Below are 17,221 nucleotides of genomic sequence, written 5' to 3'. Positions count from 1 at the left end.
GCCCTGACCGAAGAGATCAAGACGATTTCCGACAACATCACGGAAAGCTCCAGAGACATCATGCGTCACCTGGAACAGGCCTGACGCCAACGGCCGTTGGCAGCACTGCGCGCGCTTGAGCCTCACGCGTCTTCAAAGAGGCCGGTCGGAAATCCGTCGATGCTGACCTGGTTCTTCTGCCGCTGATAGGCCTCGAGCTCCTCTGCGCTCTTGTTCGCCGCCCAGTTGTCCAGGGACGGCCGTTCACCTTCATAGCCGTGCAGCGGAACGCCGTAGCCGCAAGACGTCTGCACCAGGTCGAAGTCCAGGTGAACCATCTGCCGCGCGCCGCCCGGTTCCTCACCCGCAAAGGCGCTTTCCAGCAGGGCGTCATACTCAGTGCTGCCCCGGCGGATGATCCGGCCCTTGCCGTAAAGCCGCATGATCTGCGGAGGGCCATCCATGGCGCAGAACATGATCGTCATCCGGTCGGACAGTTTCAGATGCGCTGCCGTTTCGTTGCTGCTGCCCGTCCGGTCCAGATAGACTAGCGCATTCGGTCCCAGCAGCTTCAGCGCCGTTGTCGAGCGCGGCGAGACATTCACCCGGCCGGTCGGCGCGGCGGTGGCTGTGAAGAAAATGTGCTGCCGCGCGATATAGCTGCGGTGGGCATCATCGAGTTCGGGGAACTGCTTGGCCAATCGATTGCTCCGGTGAAAGGGTGCTTCGGTGGCAACCTATTGGAAAACCTTCCAGGGCCACAAGGCCGCCCCCCTGCCCAAACAAAACGGCGGCCCGATGGACCGCCGTTTGAAATCGCAGTTGCCGAGGCAAATGTTATTGCGCTGCAGGAGCCGCCGCCTGCAACAGGAACTTCTGGCCGTTGACGAGGATAAAAGGCTGTCCGCTTGCGTCGATCTGAACCTGCGCTTGCGCCGCCGGTGCAGGAGCAACGTTGGTCGCTGGTGCAGGTGCATTCGTAGCTGGTGCTGTTGCAGCGGCGGCGGTCACGCCGATTGGCTGCTTCGTCACGACAGGAGCACCATCCTGAACGGCTGGAAACGACGGAGCGGTCGGGTCTGTCGACGCAACCATTGTCCCGCCATCCGGCTGGGCTGCGCTTGGGAAAGCGGGAACGGATACCGGGGTCGGCAGCGTCGCTGTCTTCTGGTCCGTGTTTGCTGTCGGGAAGTTTACCGCCTGGCTCTCCGGCGAGACGCTGGGCGCCTTGGCAGTTGCGGTCGGCGTGCTCACAGAGGGGAAATTCTGCGCAGGTACAACCGCAGGGGATGGCATCGGCGGAGTGTCCTGCGAGATGGAAGGCGCGGGGAACGTCACCTGCTGACCGTTCGGTACGGTGGCTGGCTGAATTGAGGTGGCGGTACCGTTGCCAGGCAGCGTCACATTGGGAAACGCCTGGGCCGGCTGCTGCTGATAAGCGGCAGGTGGCTGCGTCGCCACATATGTTGGTTGCGGCTGTGGATTGGCACGCGCGAAAAGAAGTTGCGCCTGTTCTGGAGTGAGTTTGCCTGTCGGTTGTGCCGGAAGCGACAGCTGGAAATTCTTGATTGCGGTACGGGTCTTGCGGCCCGGTGCGCCGTCAACGGGTCCGGCATTATAGCCGACCGTGTTCAGAGCGGCCTGAATGCTCTTCCAGTAAGTACGTTCTTCTGCAGAACGACCACTGCTGCGTGAACTGTTCCGGTAAACCCGCTTTTGCCGGTTCTTATTGATCTGGCTTCCGACAATGGCACCGGCGGCAAAGCCAATGATGCCGGCAGCGACGCCTTCCCCACCAGCCCTAGCCGGAATTGAAGTGAATGAAAGAGATGTCAGCGCAAGTACCAGCGCGGAGAAAATGCTAGTTGCTTTGAGCATTGGAGCCCCCTTTGCTCTGCTTGAGTGAGACAAGCCATTGGGCTGTCTTCAGGTCAGACACGGCGGAAAATTCTGAGATCATTGTATCGAGTTGCAGGCTGCTGCGTCCCATTGCTTCAATCAGCACGCGGCAGGAATGCGGGAAGACCGCCCTGTCCACGATGCCCCACTGTTGCGGGTGGCTAGACTTGCCGATCATGCTGCCCCGGAACTCCTTGACGTTCTTGAGCAGGTAGGAAAAGTGATCGAAGGTAGGCGGCAATTGCGCAGCCACATGGGTGATGTAGCGGCATAGAAAATCACGATGGTTGTTCAACTCTCGGCCATGATAGCCGGTGTTGGCGATGGAGAGAGTCAGCAGGTCAATGAAGTTGAACTCGCTCGTCTCCGGTTTGTCGTCAGGCAGACGTGTGAACCGGTGCTTGCTGACCAAACCGTCCCAGGCGGTAAGCTGAACACGGCTGTATGTCTCGGGGCCGAGGGGCAATCCATTTTGGGAAAACCAAGTCAGCTCGTTCATGCCGTAAGCAACACCCAAGTCACTGACAAAAACCACGACGGGCGGCAGAGTGTCTTTGGAAAAGGAAGTCGTCGTCATCCCGCGACTTTGAAAGAATTCGAACATCTGCGGTGTTGCGCCGATGGAAAACAGGAAGGTCGCCAGGCTGCAGACGTGATCATTGCGCAGGCGCCCGGAATAATAGTTACAGCGCTGCACCCCGTTCAGATCAATTGGCCGGATGGCTCCGAGATAGTTGTAGAGCAGTTCGACGGAGGGTAGGCGGCTCACCGAGAAGGGGGCGTTTGATCTGGTGCCCTTCATATTGCTCTGGATGACTGCTTCGACAAACAAGCGGGATGTTTCGATCAGTTCTGGTTTCAGAAGCTGGTTCTCGAGGTAAAAGTGCGCGGACTTCAGGTCGCCGCTGACAACAAAGTTCTCGAAGGCAGCTAGCGGTTCCTGCTCCTGGGCCTGAGCCGTGAGGCCAAGGAGACAGAGCCAGAACGTGACTGAAACGGTCTTGATGATGTGGGCAATGCGGTTTCCGGATTTCATAATATCAAGCAACATTTTCCCCAGCCAATTTGGCGTCTTGAAAAAGGTTTTAGGCGGCTCGCAAACGAGTGAGCGCCGAATAAACGAGTGACTAAGACCTGATCTTAGCCGCCAAGGGGATAAAAAACCACTTCCCGTTGAGTAACTATGGTGAAATTTGGGCGGAACCCACAAAAATGGTGAACGCAAATCTGCGCGCCCCTGCCCAAACAAAAACGGCGGCCCGATGGACCGCCGTTTGAGATCGTTCTTACCGCGTCATTTTAGCGAGTAAGCGGCTTGTACTTGATGCGGCGCGGGTCGGCGGCGTGGGCGCCGAGGCGGCGGACCTTGTCCTTCTCGTAGTCTTCGAAGTTGCCTTCGAACCATTCCACATGGCTGTCGCCTTCAAAGGCGAGCATGTGCGTGGCCAGGCGGTCAAGGAACATGCGGTCATGCGAGATGACCACGGCGCAGCCGGCGTAGTTTTCCAGCGCGTCTTCAAGCGCTGCCAGCGTCTCGGTGTCGAGATCGTTGGTCGGCTCATCGAGGAGGAGAACGTTGGAGCCCTGCTTGAGGACCTTCGCCAGATGCACCCGGTTGCGCTGACCGCCTGAGAGGTCGCCCACCTTGGCCTGCTGGGCCGGGCCCTTGAAGTTGAAGGACGAGCAATAGGCGCGGGAGTTGATTTCCTTGTCGTCGAGGTAGATGACCTCGCCGCCGTCGGAGATTTCTTCCCACACGGTCTTGTCCGGATCCAGCTTGTCGCGGGACTGGTCGACGTAGCCCAGATGCACCGTGTCGCCGACGATGATCTCACCGTTGTCCGGCTTTTCCTGACCGGTCAGCATCTTGAACAGGGTCGACTTACCAGCACCGTTCGGGCCGATGACGCCGACAATGCCGCCGCGCGGCAGCTTGAACGACAGGTCATCGATCAGAAGGCGGTCTTCGAAGCCCTTGGAAACATTCTTGACCTCGATGACGTTGGCGCCAAGACGCTCGCCGACCGGGATCAGGATCTGCTCGATGGACGGCATCCGCTCTTCCTGAGCTGACAGCAGATCGTCAAACGCCTTGATACGGGCCTTGGACTTGGTCTGGCGGCCTTTCGGCGACATGCCCATCCATTCGCGCTCGCGGGCAATCGCCCGGTTGCGGGCCATGTCTTCGCGGCCTTCCTGGGCCATGCGCTTGGACTTCTTCTCCAGGTAGGCAGAGTAGTTGCCTTCATACGGAATGCCCGAACCGCGGTCGAGCTCGAGGATCCAGCCGGTGACATTGTCAAGGAAGTAGCGATCGTGGGTGATGATCAGCACGGAGCCCTTGAACTCGCGCAGGTGCCGTTCCAGCCAGTGGACGGTTTCCGCGTCCAGGTGGTTGGTCGGCTCATCGAGAAGCAGCAGATCGGGTTCGGACAGCAGCAGCTGGCACAGGGCCACGCGGCGCTTTTCACCGCCCGACAGGTTTTCGACCGAAGCGTCTTCCGGCGGACAACGCAGGGCTTCCATCGCCATCTCGACCTTGCTGTCGAGGTTCCACAGGTCTTCCGCGTCGATGATGTCCTGGAGTTTTGCGCCTTCGTCGGCGGTCTCGTCCGAGTAGTTCATCATCAGTTCGTTGTAGCGATCGACGATGGCCTGCTTGTGGGCGACGCCCTCCATGCAGTTCTCGCGCACGTTCTTGGTCGGATCCAGCTGCGGCTCCTGCGGCAGATAGCCGACGCGCGCGCCTTCTGCGGCCCAGGCTTCACCGGTGAAGTCCTTGTCGAGCCCGGCCATGATCTTCAGCAGGGTCGACTTACCGGCGCCGTTGGGGCCCAGGATACCGATCTTCGCGTCCGGGTAGAACGACAGATTGACGTTGTCGAGGACCTTCTTGCCCCCGGTGTAGGACTTCGACAGTCCGTGCATGTGATAGATGAACTGGCGCGCCATGGGGCTCCGCTTCTCCGGCATTTGATTCAGAAATGGGAAATCTTTGCGCGGGTTTTACGGGAAGATGACGCGCGGGGCAATGGCTAAGACAGCTTCCCTGAAATGATCATCCATTGGGGGCTGATGGTCCAACCGATCGGCGAGAGCTTTAGGCAGATCAGCGATGTCCCTGGCTGCGCAAATCGTGCCTTCCCTGCGCAGGCAGGGATCCAGTAGCCGCAGGCGGCGCGGAATGGGGCGTGAAGTCCCGGCATACTGGATCCCGGCTCGTCGCTGCGCTTGTCTCGGAAAGCATGAAGCGGTCCGCAAGACCTTGTCACACTTGGTCGCGTCATCCTCGGGCGCGTCCCGAGGATCCATCTCCAATTCACTTGAGATGACGCTCTTTGGAGAACCGGGACCAGCAATCGCGGGTGCGGCGTTGGCGAATGCCTTGCCTAGCCCGCCTTCCGATAGACGCGCGCCAGATAGATCACCTCGCCGTTTTTCAGCCATTTATAAAGCGCTGAGCCCTTGGTACCTGCGAATTCCTTGAAAAAACGACCAGCAAGCGGGATCTTGGCGATCCGAGCGACTTTGCGTTCATTCATCTGATCAAGAGCGGCGACCACGCCGGGTGAGAGCACTGTCTCTCGCTGTTTTTCAAGGGCCTTGACCGCCTCGAAAGAGGTGTCGGTGCCGGGCATCATCGCCTTGCCGCGCATGTCCGCCCAGGTAAAGCTGCCGCCGGGTGTGAGGACACGGGCAACCTCGCGCAAAAATGCGTCCATGTCTGAATAGCAGTGAGAGGATTCAATGTTCACGACGACATCGAAAGAACCATCTTCGAAGGGCAGCTTCTCGGCATCGCCAAAGGCATAGGACAAGACGTCCGTTTCGCCATTGAGCGCCTGCGCACGTTTCACAGTCACCGGTGAATAGTCCACTCCGACGGCCTTGGCCGCACCGTGATACTTTGCAACATAGGCGGTTCCACCTCCGCGGCCGCAGCCGACCTCCAGCACCCGCTTGCCAGCGAGGTCGACGCCGTCGACTGCCTGGAAATAGAGACCGATGAAGGCGCGCTCCGGCTCGTCGATTTCATCAAGTGGGAATGCGGCCTTGTCTGCCGGCGGCAGATAGCCGTAGTTCATGAAACGCCAGTCGCCGTCAGTCCAAAAGCGGGACATGAGGTTATAGAGCCGTTGCCAGCCCCACTTTCGGGCCTTTGGAAAAATGCCTCTGTCGGCTGCTTCCAGCACCATGTCGAACACACGACTTGTCATGAAAATCTCTTCCTCTGGAAAGGTCTCGGCAATTTCAGTTTGCCGGTGCCAGTTCAGGTGCAGGTGCCGTCTTGGGCTTGGCAATGAGGTCAGACGTTTCCCTGTCGACCCACTCACGCCATTTGTCGATCAGCTTTTCATCCCGCTCTTTCGCAGGGTCGTAGCCTGGAAGGTAGTACTTCAGGAAGGCGAGCAAGCTGAAGCGCGCAAAGCCAGGTTTGACGATCAGCAGCCACCAGAACCGTGTCCAAAATCGAATGCCGGTCTTTTCGCCATCGGCCCGTGCATAGAGGCCGACGTTGCGCAGGTAGTTGATCAGGAATGTAACAGCCACGCCGTTGATTGCGCCGGTGCGCAGGAAATAGCGTTTCCAGGCGGGCATATCCCGGGAAGCATCTTTGAAGACGTCGATGGCGACGGCCATATGCTCAAGCTCTTCAAGTGCGTGCCAGGTCCAAAGCCTGCGATAGCGGATGTCTGCGCCTTCAAAAACCTCCGGATGACGAAGGACCGCAAAGGAGAAAACAGCTGTAAAATGCTCAATGGCGCAGGTGACTGCGAGCCGGATCATCGGGCTCTTGATGGTCTTTAACGTGGCACAAAGGTTGGCCTCCATCTTGTCGACATCATAACCAAGCGCTTTAAGCGAGTTATTGTAGTCCAGATGTTCGCGCGTATGGAACGCTTCCTGCACTGAATAACCCTTAATCTCAGCGGTCAGCTCCTTGTCGGAAAGCTTGCTGGCATAGTGGGTCAGGGAGCGAATGAAGAACCGCTCACCCTCGGGCAGCGCGACCGAAAAGCAATCAATGATCGCGGTTTTCTGCAAGTCGTTGTCGAACCAGTGCCGCTGCGCGGCCTTTGAGATGCCAAAGTGTATATCGCGTGGAATGATGTCTTTATGCACGTCGCCCATAAATTCGCTTCCCATATTTCGCTCGCGCGGGACGTTAGAGGAATATGACATAGTTTCATAGGCTTAAGTAGGGACTGGTAATGGCAGCGAATGTCGAAGCTTGTGAGACAGAACTTGTTTCGATCGGTGTCAAGTTCTCAGCCTGTTTTGCGGCCAAAATGCCAGGCACACGCCTTCACTGGATCTCTCTTCTGTCAGGAAGCGACAGTCCGGGCTCTTTGTCTTGACCTTCTGCCCCTTGCATGGCACCTGTCGCCAACAATGGAGCGGCGTGATCTTCGCTGCCCGAAAATCAACGAGATCCGACGGAAACGAAAAGCCATGTCGAGCGATGTCCCGGCGCATATGCGTCCCGAAAACTCCTTTCAGGGCCTGATCCTGACCCTCCAGCGCTACTGGGCGGATCAGGGGTGTGTGGTGTTGCAGCCCTATGACATGGAAGTCGGCGCGGGCACGTTCCATCCGGCAACGACGCTGCGCTCGCTCGGGCCGCGTCCGTGGAAGGCCGCTTACGTGCAGCCGTCCCGCCGCCCGACCGACGGCCGCTATGGCGAGAACCCGAACCGTCTGCAGCATTATTACCAGTTCCAGGTGATCTTGAAGCCGTCGCCGGAAAACCTGCAGCAGCTCTATCTGGACTCTCTGAAGGCCATTGGGCTCGATTCAGCGCTGCACGACATTCGCTTCGTCGAAGATGACTGGGAGAGCCCGACGCTGGGCGCCTGGGGTCTTGGCTGGGAATGCTGGTGCGACGGCATGGAAGTGTCTCAGTTCACCTACTTCCAGCAGGTCGCCGGTTTCGAATGCTCACCTGTGTCCGGCGAGCTGACCTACGGCCTTGAACGCATCGCCATGTATGTTCAGGGCGTCGATAACGTCTATGACCTGAACTACAACGGCATGGAAGGCGACGAAAAGGTCACCTATGGCGACGTCTTCCTGCAGGCCGAACAGGAATATTCGCGCTACAATTTCGAACATGCGGACACGGACATCCTGTTCCAGCATTTCAAGGATGCGGAAGCCGAATGCCGCGCCATCCTGGATGCAGGCGCCAAGGCCCGCGAAGACGCCGGCGCCAGTGTGCACCAGGTGGTGCTCCCGGCCTATGACCAGTGCATCAAGGCATCCCATGCGTTCAACCTGCTGGATGCGCGCGGCGTGATTTCGGTCACCGAGCGCCAGAGCTACATCCTGCGGGTGCGCGACCTTGCCAAGGCCTGCGGGGCCGCCTTCCTGGAAACGGAAGCTGGCGGCGTCGGCTATCAGCTCGAGGCAGCAGAGTAAGCCGGTATCCGGGCGGCGTTGTCATCTGACGCTGCCCGCCAGAACCACCGCCGGAACGTCCAAAGTGTAATCTGCATTACAGTTCGCCAGTTTTGCAGCCCTGCCGGCTGTCCAGCCGGTGACAAGCGGCCAATCTCCCGATAGCTTCCGGAACAATCGTTTCGGAGGTTTTCATGGTCAGTTGGTTCATTCTTGCATTTCTGATTGCGCTCTCGCTTTTCGCTATTCTTCTCTACAACACGCTGGTGAAGAAGCGGCAGATGGTCGAGGAAGGCTGGAGCGGCATTGACGTTCAGCTGAAGCGCCGGGCAAACCTGATCCCCAACCTCATCGAAACCGTGAAGGGCTACGCCTCTCACGAGCAGGAGACGCTGGACCGGGTCACCGACCTGCGGGCGCAGGTCAGCGCCCTGCCGAAAGATGATGTCGCCGGGCGGGCAAAGGCCGAAGGCATGTTGTCCCAGGCGCTGGGCAAGCTGTTTGCGGTTGCCGAAGCCTATCCGGATCTCAAGGCCAGCCAGAATTTTTCCGACCTGCACAGTTCACTCGATGAAATCGAGAACGCCATCCAGATGGCCCGGCGCTATTACAACGGCGCTGTGCGCGGTCTGAATGTTGCCGTCGAGAGCTTTCCGTCGAACCTGATCGCCAATCAGTTCAAGTTCGAAAAGGCAGAGTATTTCGAGATCGAGGATGCGGCTGAGCGCGCGGTGCCCAAAGTCCAGTTTTAAGGAACGCTTCCATGACCTGCTGCCGTTCCCTGAAACTGCTGCTCTTCGCTGTCACCGCATTTTTTTGGATGGCGGGTGCGCAAGCGGACGAGCGTATCCTGAAGTTCCTGTCTGACATTGAGGTCATGGAAGATGGTCATCTGCGGGTGACCGAAACCATTTCCGTGCGCGCCGAAGGCAATGAAATCAAACGCGGTATCTTTCGCGACATTCCCTTGAGGGCCAAAGACGCGGATGGCTGGACCCATGATGTCGGCTTTGAGCTGTTGTCTGTCCATCAGGACGGCAAAAACGCCCGATATTTCACCAGACGCAATGGCGATGGCATCCGGATTTATATTGGTGATGAAAGCGTCTTTCTGGAACCCGGGACTTACACCTATGCCATCACCTATGTGATGGATCGGCAGGTTCGGTTTTTCTCAGATTATGACGAGGTCTATTGGAACGTCACGGGCAATGAATGGATTTTCCCGATAGACGAGGCTGTTGCCCGGATTTCCCTGCCGCAGTCAGCGAAAGCGAAAGAATGGGCCGGTTATACCGGCGGACACGGCGACGCGGGGACCGCTTATGTTGCCGAGCTGGATCCGGTGACGTCTGAGGTCGTCATCACAACGACATCGCCTCTTGGTGCTTACGAAGGGCTGACGGTTGCCGTCGCTTTCCCGAAGGGCGTTGCAGTTGAACCAAGCGATCAGGAAAAGCTTCTGACCTGGCTCCAGGATCAGCGCGTGCTGGTTGTTGGCAGCATCGGGCTTTCGGTCCTGATGCTCTACTATCTGGTGACCTGGCTGGCTGTCGGCCGGGACCGGAAGAAGGGTGTTGTCTTTCCAAGGTTCAAGGCACCGGACGGGGTCTCGCCCGCTCTTGCAAGCTATATCGTCGAGCGCGGTTTTGGCAGCACAGGATGGACGGCACTGTCGTCGGCTTGTCTGAGCCTGGCCGCGAAGGGGCATCTGTCCCTGACAAAAGACGACGATGTCATGATGCTGCAGTCGGCCGATACGTCCAGGTCCGGCTCAGACAAGAAATTGCCAAATGGAGAAGCGGCCATTGAGGCCTTCGTCTCCGGGCGGGGCGGGACCTTGGCGCTGGACAAGAAAAACGGTGAGGCGATCAAGACGCTCGGCGAAAAATTCCGGTCGGCAATTGCCGGGGAAAATCGCGGTGTCTTTTTCATCACCAACGGTTGGTACCTGTTCGCAGCATTTGTGCTGAGCGTGATGGCCATCGCGTCTCTGTTTGTCTTCGGGAATTTGAGCGAGGAACAACTGGAAAGGTCCCTGCTGTTTGGATTTTTCTCGGTTTTCTCAACCGCCCTTTCGTTCGGGCTGGCGCATTTGGTCTTGATGCCGTTCAAGTCTGCTTTAAGCGAGGCTGCCAGGGACGTTTTGTTCTGGACGGTCTTTGCCGCGATTGCTGTTGGCGGCCTGTATCTGATCAGTCTGCTGACAGCGCTGATTGTCGGTGCTGGCTCCGAGATTCCCTTGCTGCCGCTGTTTGTCCTCGCGATCGTCGTCCTGTTTATCTTCTATGCGAACCACATAGATGCGCCGACAGCGGAAGGGCGCTCCATGATGAGCGAGATAGAGGGTTTGAAGCTCTATCTGTCAGTTGCTGAAAAGGATCGTTTGAACATGTCCGGCGTTCCGGAGATGAGTGTCGTGCATTTTGAGGCATTGCTCCCCTATGCGGTTGCCCTCGGGGTTGAAGAGCCCTGGGCGGAGAGTTTCCAGCATTGGCTGACCTCCGCAACGCAATCGAATGAAAATCGCGACTATCACCCGACCTGGTACAGTGGCCGTGACTTCAACAGCCGCGATATCACCCGCAGCATCGGGCAAACGGCAACCGCAATGGCCGGGTCGTTTCAGTCTTCTCTGCCCGTTCCGAAATCTTCCAGTTCCGGATCCTCCGGTGGGGGCTCTTCTGGCGGTGGCGGTGGCGGCGGCGGCGGAGGCGGCTGGTAGCTGGTGTCTTTCCACAACCGCGGCTACAAAGGATGCCATCGGCGCGTTGGGGGGCGTAAAAGCAAATGACAGAGGGACTGCTCACAATCGGCGAGTTCGCGAGTTTCAACATCGCGATCATCGTCTATTTTCTCGGGGTGCGCCTTAACGCGGTGTTCCCGCTGCTCAACAGCTACAACATTCCCGAGCCGGTCTCCGGCGGCTTGCTGGTCGCGTCCCTTGCGCTGGTGGTCTATCTGGCAACCGGTGCTGAGATCGGTTTCTCGCTCGCGGCCCGCGATTTCCTGCTGCTGTATTTCTTCACGGCCATCGGCCTCAACGCAAAGTTCTCCGATCTCGCCAAGGGCGGCAAACCACTGTTGATCCTACTGGTCCTCACGGTGGGCTATATGTTCGTGCAGAACGGCATCGGCACAAGCATAGCCCTTGCGATGGGCCTGCCGGTAGGTTTTGGCCTTCTTGGCGGAACGATCTCTCTCGTCGGCGGACACGGCACTGCCATCGCCTGGGGTCCGACCCTTGCCGAAACCTATGGCGTCACAGGTGCGGTCGAGATCGGGGCGGCCACGGCAACTCTCGGACTGATCGCGGCTTCCCTGCTGGGCGGGCCGATTGCCGACATTCTGATCAACAAGCGCGGGGCAAAGCCTGCGGTGGCGGTGCATGACGAAACACCGGTCATCGGCCTCGAACATGATGACGAAGCCACCGCCACGGTGACCCACACCGGCCTGATGCGCAGTCTCCTGTGGCTCAACATCGCCATCGGGTTTGGTGTCGGCCTTCAGGAAAGCCTCAAGCTGGGGATTGGTCTCGACCTGCCGCTTTTCGTCGTCTGCCTGTTCTGCGGCATCTTGCTGTCCAACACAGTGCCCGCGGTCTTCAAAAAGATGACGTGGCCCGCCCGTTCGCGCTCACTGGCGGTCATCTCTGACCTTGCGCTGGGCATCTTCCTGACCATGTCGCTGATGAGCCTGCAGCTGTGGACCGTTGCCGGCCTTGCCGGACCGATGCTGATCATTCTGGCAGCCCAATTGGTCGGGGCTGCGCTCTTCATTGTCTATGTGCTGTTCCCGGTCATGGGTCGCGACTATGAGGCCGCTGTGCTGGGGGCAGGCTTTGCCGGTTTTGCGCTGGGCGCCACGCCGACGGCGATCGCCAATATGACCGCCGTGACCAAGCAATATGGCGCGGCGACGCGCGCCTTCCTGATCCTGCCATTGGTCTCGGCGTTCTTCGTCGACCTGTCCAACGCGGCGATCATCTGGCTGTTTCTCGGCGGTTAGACGTACCCGATCAAACGGCGCGCGAGCGCAGGCCGATCAGGTCATGACCTTGGCCATGTCGGCCCCGGACGGTTCGTCTCTGGCGTAGGGCATCGTGGCCCCGGAGCCTTGCTCGGCAACCATTTCGTCAATCCGGGCAGCAGCCTTGGCGGCACCAAAGAGGAAGCCTTGCCCGAACTGGCAGCCGCTTTCGGTCAACTTGGCCATGACCGCGGGCTGCTCGATGCCTTCAGCCACCGTCTCGATGCCGAGCCCCTTGGCCAGCACGAGGATCGCGTCGATGATGGCGGCGCACTCGGCGTCGTCTTCCATATGCAGGGTAAAGGACTTGTCGATCTTGACCTTGCTGATGGGGAAGTCGCGCAAATAGCCAAGGCTCGAGTGGCCGGTGCCAAAGTCGTCGAGGGCGATCTGGATACGTGCCTCCGCCAGTTGCTCAAGGACAGCCTTTGCCGCACGCGGGTTCTTGAACAGGGAGGTTTCGGTAATCTCGAGGATCAGCCGGTCCGGGCTGAGACCGCTGTCGGCGAGGATCGACATCACCTTCAGCGGAAACGTATGGTCGTGCAGCTGGACGGGTGAAACGTTGAAGCTCAGGAACATGTGCTCCGGCCATTTGCTGGCCACACGGCAGGCTTCGCGCAGAAGGCGGTCGGTCAGTTCCGAGATGATACCGCAGTCTTCGGCAATCGGAATGAACTGATTGGGCGGCACATGGCCGAAATCCCGGTCCGACCAACGGGCCAGGGCCTCGAAGCCACGGATCTTCCGGCTGGCAAGGTCCAGGATCGGTTGGAAATGAACCTGGATTTCATCCTCCGCAAGGGCCGACCGCAGTCGCTGCTCCAGCAGGGTCCGGTGCAGGATGGACGCGTCCATCTCCATCTCGAAGAAGCGATAGACAGAGCGGCCGGACGTCTTGGCCCGGTAAAGTGCAATGTCGGCCCGCCGCAGAAGCTCGGAGACCGAAAACCCGTCGTCCGGAAAGACCGAGATCCCGATGCCGGTGCCGACCTGAACCTGACGGCTTTCGAGACAGATCGGCTCCTGGATGCGTGCCAGGAGGCGTCTTGCCAGATCCGCGGCATCATTCTTCTCTGCGAGGGGAGGCGTGACGATGGCGAATTCATCACCGCCGAGACGGGCGATCATGCCGTCGTTGCCCACTTCGCTGGACAGCCGCAGCGCGAACTCGCGCAGCAATGCGTCGCCGAAAGCATGGCCATAGACATCGTTGATCGGTTTGAAACCATCGATGTCGAGCATCATCACCGCGCGGCTCTGGCCATGAATGGTGTTGGCCGTCAGTTTCGGAAATCCGTCGAGAAACTTGCGGCGGTTAGCAAGCCCGGTCAAAGGGTCGTGCTCAGCCAGCTCGCGCGCCTGTTGCTCGGCAACTTCATGACGGCTGATTTCGCCCTTGAGGTGCAGCAAGCGGAAGATGCCGTAGATGGAGCCTGCGATGGAGAGCGTCAGGGAATAGCCGACGATCAGGTCAAAAACCCTGAAAAGCCAGGTGGAGCCATGCTGCATCAGGAGCGCATGAGGCCCGGTCTCGGCGAGAAGGTATCCGATTGGGACAATCGCGATGGCAAGCCAAAGACCACTTCGAAGAGTATAGCGCCGCAGGGGTTGAAACAGGCTCACAATTTCAAGGCTCGATCTGATGGTGTTATGCTTTAAATCTGGCGTATCTTTATTTAAGAAGCGTGAATTAAGAAATTTACTCGTCATCATACTGTAAAAAATTACAGTGTTTCTGATTGTTTCTAGTTGTAAATACTTTCTTCTGCTATCTAAGATCTGGGTGCGGGGCTGGCCTTGCGGATAATGTGGCCGAGCGGTGAGATGCTTCCAGGGGGTGACAAAACCAGCCTGAATTGCTAACGGACGGGCTCTGAATTTACCGGGCATGTTGCCCGCGACCGACCCCGGGCAAACCGCCCGCCAAACACCTGAAGGCTGTTGACTCCGATGCCCGATCTCCTGCTTGAACTTTTCAGCGAGGAAATCCCCGCGCGCATGCAGCGCCGCGCCGCTGAAGACCTGAAATCCCTGGTGACCAATGCCCTGGTCGATGCGGGTCTGCCCTATGAAGGTGCAAAGGGTTTTGCAACGCCGCGCCGTCTTGTCCTGCATGTTGCCGGCGTTCCGGCAGCATCGGCGGCAACGCGTGAAGAGCGCAAGGGCCCGCGGGTTGGATCTCCGGACAAGGCTGTCGAGGGTTTTCTGCGCGGCGCAGGTCTTTCCTCCATCGATGAGGCGACCATCCAGAGCGATCCCAAGAAGGGCGAGTTCTATGTCGCGGTGATCGAAAAGCCGGGCCGGCAGGCCATCGACATCATTGCCGAGTTCATGCCCGGGCTGATCAAGGGCTTCCCTTGGCCGAAGTCCATGCGCTGGGGCACAGGATCGATGCGCTGGGTGCGTCCGCTGCATTCCATCGTGGCGACCTTCGGCCCGGAAACCGAAGAGCCGGATGTTGTTCCGTTCGAAGTCGAGGGTGTCACAGCAGGACAGACCACGCGCGGCCACCGCTTTCTTGCCGATGAGGCCTTCGAGGTCCGCCGCTTTGACGACTACGCGCCGAAGCTGGAAAAGCACAAGGTTGTCATCGACGCCGATCGCCGCAAAGACATGATCCTGCATGATGCGCGCGACCGGGCACTGGCGCTTGGTCTTGAGCTGGTTGATGATCCAGGACTGTTGGAAGAGGTCGCAGGCCTGGTCGAATGGCCTGTGGTTCTGACCGGTACCTTTGATGAGGCCTTCCTCGAAATCCCGGACGAATGCATCCAGCTGACCATCCGGGTGAACCAGAAGTGCTTCGTTCTGCGCGACCCGAAGACTGGCAAGCTGGCCAACCGCTTCGTGCTCACCTCCAATCTCGAGGCGAGCGACGGCGGCAAGACCATCGTTGCGGGCAACGAGAAGGTCATTCGCGCGCGCCTCTCCGATGCCCGCTTCTTCTGGGAAACCGACCTGAAGACGAAGCTTGCGGACAATCTGCCAAAGCTCGACAGTATCGTGTTCCACGAAAAGCTCGGCACCCAGGGCGAACGCGTCAAACGCATCGAAGCGCTGTCAGCTGAAATCGCGCCGCTGGTCGGTGCCGATGTCGACAAGGCCAGGCGCGCCGCGCAGCTGGCCAAGGCGGATCTAGTCTCCGCGATGGTCTATGAGTTCCCCGAGCTCCAGGGCCTGATGGGCAAGACCTATGCTGAAAAGCAGGGTGAAGACGTCTCCGTCGCCATTGCCATCGAGGATCACTACCGTCCGCAGGGGCCGAGCGACAGCGTGCCGACCGATCCGGTTGCCATCGCCGTTGCGCTGGCCGACAAGCTCGACTTGCTCGCTGGCTTCTGGGCTATCGACGAAAAACCGACCGGCTCCAAGGACCCCTTCGCCTTGCGCCGTGCTGCGCTGGGTGTCGTGCGGATCATTTTGGAGAATGGGCTGCGGGTTTCGCTAGAAGCGCATGTGAGGAAAGCTCTCTATTTGGCACTTGGCGCAGGCGATGATGTAATTGAGATTTTATCTAATCTGTCATTAAGAGCAGACGATACTAAAGAAGATCTTAATGAGATAATTCAGGGCGAGGGTGGGCGACTAGCCATTATTCTTTCTAATTGGAAAAAGTATTTCAATAAGATTGGAATTCCCGGCGGCAGGGATGGATACTATGGCGATGTTTGGTTTGACGTTCCAGCATTCGTCTATGCAAATAATTCTGAGCGGTTTTCTGAGGATTTTAAGAACTCATTCGATGACGAGTACGAGAGTGTTGTTAGTGCGTATAATGCTAGCTTTGCAGGCGCATTGACGCCTGTCGTGCAAGACCTTCTGTCTTTCTTCGCGGACCGCCTGAAAGTCCACCTGAAGGACGAAGGTGCTCGTCACGATTTGATCGACGCCGTCTTTGCGCTCGGCGGTCAGGATGATCTGCTGATGGTCGTCAAGCGCGTCGAGGCGCTTGGCAAATTCGTCGCTTCTGACGACGGTGCGAACCTGGCTGCTGGCTACAAGCGCGCGGTCAATATTCTGCGCGCCGAGGAAAAGAAGGGCGGAGCGCCCGTCACCGGCCGGCCTCATGCGGACCACTTCAAGGAGCAGGCCGAGATCGATCTGGCTGCAGCCATCGACACGGCTCGCGCCGAAGCAGAGGCTGCCGTCAAGGATGAGGACTTCGAAGGCGCCATGGAAGCGCTGTCGAAGCTTCGCGCGCCAGTCGACACCTTCTTCGAGGACATCCTGGTCAACGACGAAGATCCGGACATCCGCATGAACCGTTTGCGGCTCCTGTCCGAAATCCGCGACGCTACCCATGTTGTTGCCGATTTCTCCAAGGTGGCAGGATAACGCAGCAGGCAGAACGAGGCGAGGTGAATGCAATGCCCGAACTGATCCGCGAAAGCGTCGCCTCCGACTTTCCGGTTCTTGAGGGCCTCTATCCCCTGGCGTTCCCGGACGAGGATCTCCTGCCTTTGCTGCGGGACTTGTTTGCATCCGGTTGCGATCTTCTGTCGCTCGTTGCAGAAGCTGACGGAGCCGTGGTGGGGCATGTTGTCTTCACGATGGTGCAAGTCGGCAGAACAGACGTGAAAGCCGCCCTGCTAGGGCCGGTCGCCGTCGGCCCGGACCGGCAGAAGCAGGGCATTGGATCTGCCCTTATCGAAAGGGGCTTCAGCTTGCTGGCTGATGAGAACGTGTCCCGCATTTTCGTTCTGGGAGATCCCGCCTATTACGGCAGGTTCGGATTTGGCCCCGAAAGCAAGGTCGTAACGCCCTTCGAGATTCCGGTGGAATGGCGCGAGGGCTGGCAATCGAGAACCTTGTCCGACGGCGCGAGCGACGTGTCGGGCACGCTGGTCGTACCGGAGCCGTGGAACAAGCGCGATCTTTGGGCACCGCCCGAATAAAGCCCGGCCGTCTT

The 17,221-nt window shown here is 58.7% G+C and carries 13 protein-coding genes; 6 read left to right on the top strand and 7 right to left on the bottom strand.

Going from position 1 to position 17,221, the window contains the following annotated elements:
- Positions 1-122: 122 nt before the first annotated feature.
- The 6 genes from IG617_RS16745 to IG617_RS16720 form a co-directional block, all read right to left on the bottom strand.
- Entirely contained in the window at positions 123-680 is a 558-nt protein-coding gene (locus tag IG617_RS16745; protein ID WP_192110398.1) for a pyridoxamine 5'-phosphate oxidase family protein, read from the bottom strand.
- Between the two features lie 136 nt (positions 681-816).
- Entirely contained in the window at positions 817-1,857 is a 1,041-nt protein-coding gene (locus IG617_RS16740) for a peptidoglycan-binding domain-containing protein (RefSeq protein WP_192110397.1), read from the bottom strand.
- Positions 1,841-2,929 (bottom strand): hypothetical protein, encoded by a 1,089-nt coding sequence (locus tag IG617_RS16735; protein ID WP_192110396.1) that lies wholly within the window; start codon positions 2,927-2,929, stop codon positions 1,841-1,843. The genes IG617_RS16740 and IG617_RS16735 overlap by 17 nt, the downstream gene beginning before the upstream one ends.
- Before the next feature lie 248 nt (positions 2,930-3,177).
- Entirely contained in the window at positions 3,178-4,830 is a 1,653-nt protein-coding gene (gene ettA / locus IG617_RS16730) for an energy-dependent translational throttle protein EttA (RefSeq protein WP_192110395.1), read from the bottom strand.
- A gap of 437 nt (positions 4,831-5,267) precedes the next feature.
- On the bottom strand, positions 5,268-6,095 hold the full coding sequence (locus tag IG617_RS16725) for a class I SAM-dependent methyltransferase (protein ID WP_192110394.1): 828 nt from the start codon (positions 6,093-6,095) through the stop codon (positions 5,268-5,270).
- A 34-nt stretch (positions 6,096-6,129) separates the two neighbouring features.
- Complete coding sequence (locus tag IG617_RS16720; RefSeq protein WP_192110393.1) at positions 6,130-7,011, bottom strand: metal-dependent hydrolase; 882 nt, start codon at positions 7,009-7,011, stop codon at positions 6,130-6,132.
- A 321-nt stretch (positions 7,012-7,332) separates the two neighbouring features.
- On the opposite strand from IG617_RS16720, the gene IG617_RS16715 reads away from it, so the two are divergent.
- The 4 genes from IG617_RS16715 (at position 7,333) to gltS (ending at position 12,288) form a co-directional block, all read left to right on the top strand.
- The gene (locus IG617_RS16715; RefSeq protein ID WP_192110392.1) at positions 7,333-8,298 is read left to right on the top strand and encodes a glycine--tRNA ligase subunit alpha; all 966 of its coding nucleotides are present in this window, start codon (positions 7,333-7,335) and stop codon (positions 8,296-8,298) included.
- Positions 8,299-8,471: 173 nt separating this feature from the next.
- Positions 8,472-9,029, top strand: coding sequence for a LemA family protein (locus IG617_RS16710; RefSeq protein WP_192110391.1), 558 nt, complete (start codon positions 8,472-8,474; stop codon positions 9,027-9,029).
- Positions 9,030-9,040: 11 nt separating this feature from the next.
- Positions 9,041-11,002, top strand: a complete 1,962-nt coding sequence (locus tag IG617_RS16705; RefSeq protein ID WP_209008562.1) for a DUF2207 domain-containing protein — start codon at positions 9,041-9,043, stop codon at positions 11,000-11,002.
- Positions 11,003-11,067: 65 nt separating this feature from the next.
- Entirely contained in the window at positions 11,068-12,288 is a 1,221-nt protein-coding gene (gene gltS / locus IG617_RS16700) for a sodium/glutamate symporter (RefSeq protein ID WP_192110390.1), read from the top strand.
- A gap of 36 nt (positions 12,289-12,324) precedes the next feature.
- Here the strand turns inward: gltS and IG617_RS16695 are convergent, their stop codons facing one another.
- Complete coding sequence (locus IG617_RS16695; protein ID WP_209008561.1) at positions 12,325-13,935, bottom strand: putative bifunctional diguanylate cyclase/phosphodiesterase; 1,611 nt, start codon at positions 13,933-13,935, stop codon at positions 12,325-12,327.
- 327 nt (positions 13,936-14,262) lie between these two features.
- On the opposite strand from IG617_RS16695, the gene glyS reads away from it, so the two are divergent.
- Both glyS and IG617_RS16685 read left to right on the top strand, forming a co-directional pair.
- The gene (glyS, locus tag IG617_RS16690; RefSeq protein WP_192110389.1) at positions 14,263-16,647 is read left to right on the top strand and encodes a glycine--tRNA ligase subunit beta; all 2,385 of its coding nucleotides are present in this window, start codon (positions 14,263-14,265) and stop codon (positions 16,645-16,647) included.
- Positions 16,648-16,679: 32 nt separating this feature from the next.
- Positions 16,680-17,207, top strand: coding sequence for a GNAT family N-acetyltransferase (locus tag IG617_RS16685; RefSeq protein ID WP_192110388.1), 528 nt, complete (start codon positions 16,680-16,682; stop codon positions 17,205-17,207).
- Positions 17,208-17,221 lie beyond the last annotated feature (14 nt).

This window comes from Roseibium polysiphoniae, assembly GCF_014842925.1.
In the GTDB taxonomy this organism is placed as follows: Bacteria; Pseudomonadota; Alphaproteobacteria; order Rhizobiales; family Stappiaceae; genus Roseibium; species Roseibium polysiphoniae.
Note: the sequence above shows the minus strand (reverse complement) of the source record. Positions and strands in the feature narration are given on the sequence as shown.

Excerpts from the sequence above, each read along its gene's own strand:
- IG617_RS16705 (WP_209008562.1), top strand. The coding sequence starts at position 9,041 with ATGACCTGCTGCCGTTCCCTGAAACTGCTGCTCTTCGCTGTCACCGCA.
- IG617_RS16685 (WP_192110388.1), top strand. The coding sequence starts at position 16,680 with ATGCCCGAACTGATCCGCGAAAGCGTCGCCTCCGACTTTCCGGTTCTT.
- IG617_RS16715 (WP_192110392.1), top strand. The coding sequence starts at position 7,333 with ATGTCGAGCGATGTCCCGGCGCATATGCGTCCCGAAAACTCCTTTCAG.
- IG617_RS16720 (WP_192110393.1), bottom strand. The coding sequence starts at position 7,011 with ATGGGCGACGTGCATAAAGACATCATTCCACGCGATATACACTTTGGC.
- IG617_RS16725 (WP_192110394.1), bottom strand. The coding sequence starts at position 6,095 with ATGACAAGTCGTGTGTTCGACATGGTGCTGGAAGCAGCCGACAGAGGC.
- glyS (WP_192110389.1), top strand. The coding sequence starts at position 14,263 with ATGCCCGATCTCCTGCTTGAACTTTTCAGCGAGGAAATCCCCGCGCGC.
- gltS (WP_192110390.1), top strand. The coding sequence starts at position 11,068 with ATGACAGAGGGACTGCTCACAATCGGCGAGTTCGCGAGTTTCAACATC.
- IG617_RS16735 (WP_192110396.1), bottom strand. The coding sequence starts at position 2,929 with ATGTTGCTTGATATTATGAAATCCGGAAACCGCATTGCCCACATCATC.
- ettA (WP_192110395.1), bottom strand. The coding sequence starts at position 4,830 with ATGGCGCGCCAGTTCATCTATCACATGCACGGACTGTCGAAGTCCTAC.
- IG617_RS16710 (WP_192110391.1), top strand. The coding sequence starts at position 8,472 with ATGGTCAGTTGGTTCATTCTTGCATTTCTGATTGCGCTCTCGCTTTTC.
- IG617_RS16740 (WP_192110397.1), bottom strand. The coding sequence starts at position 1,857 with ATGCTCAAAGCAACTAGCATTTTCTCCGCGCTGGTACTTGCGCTGACA.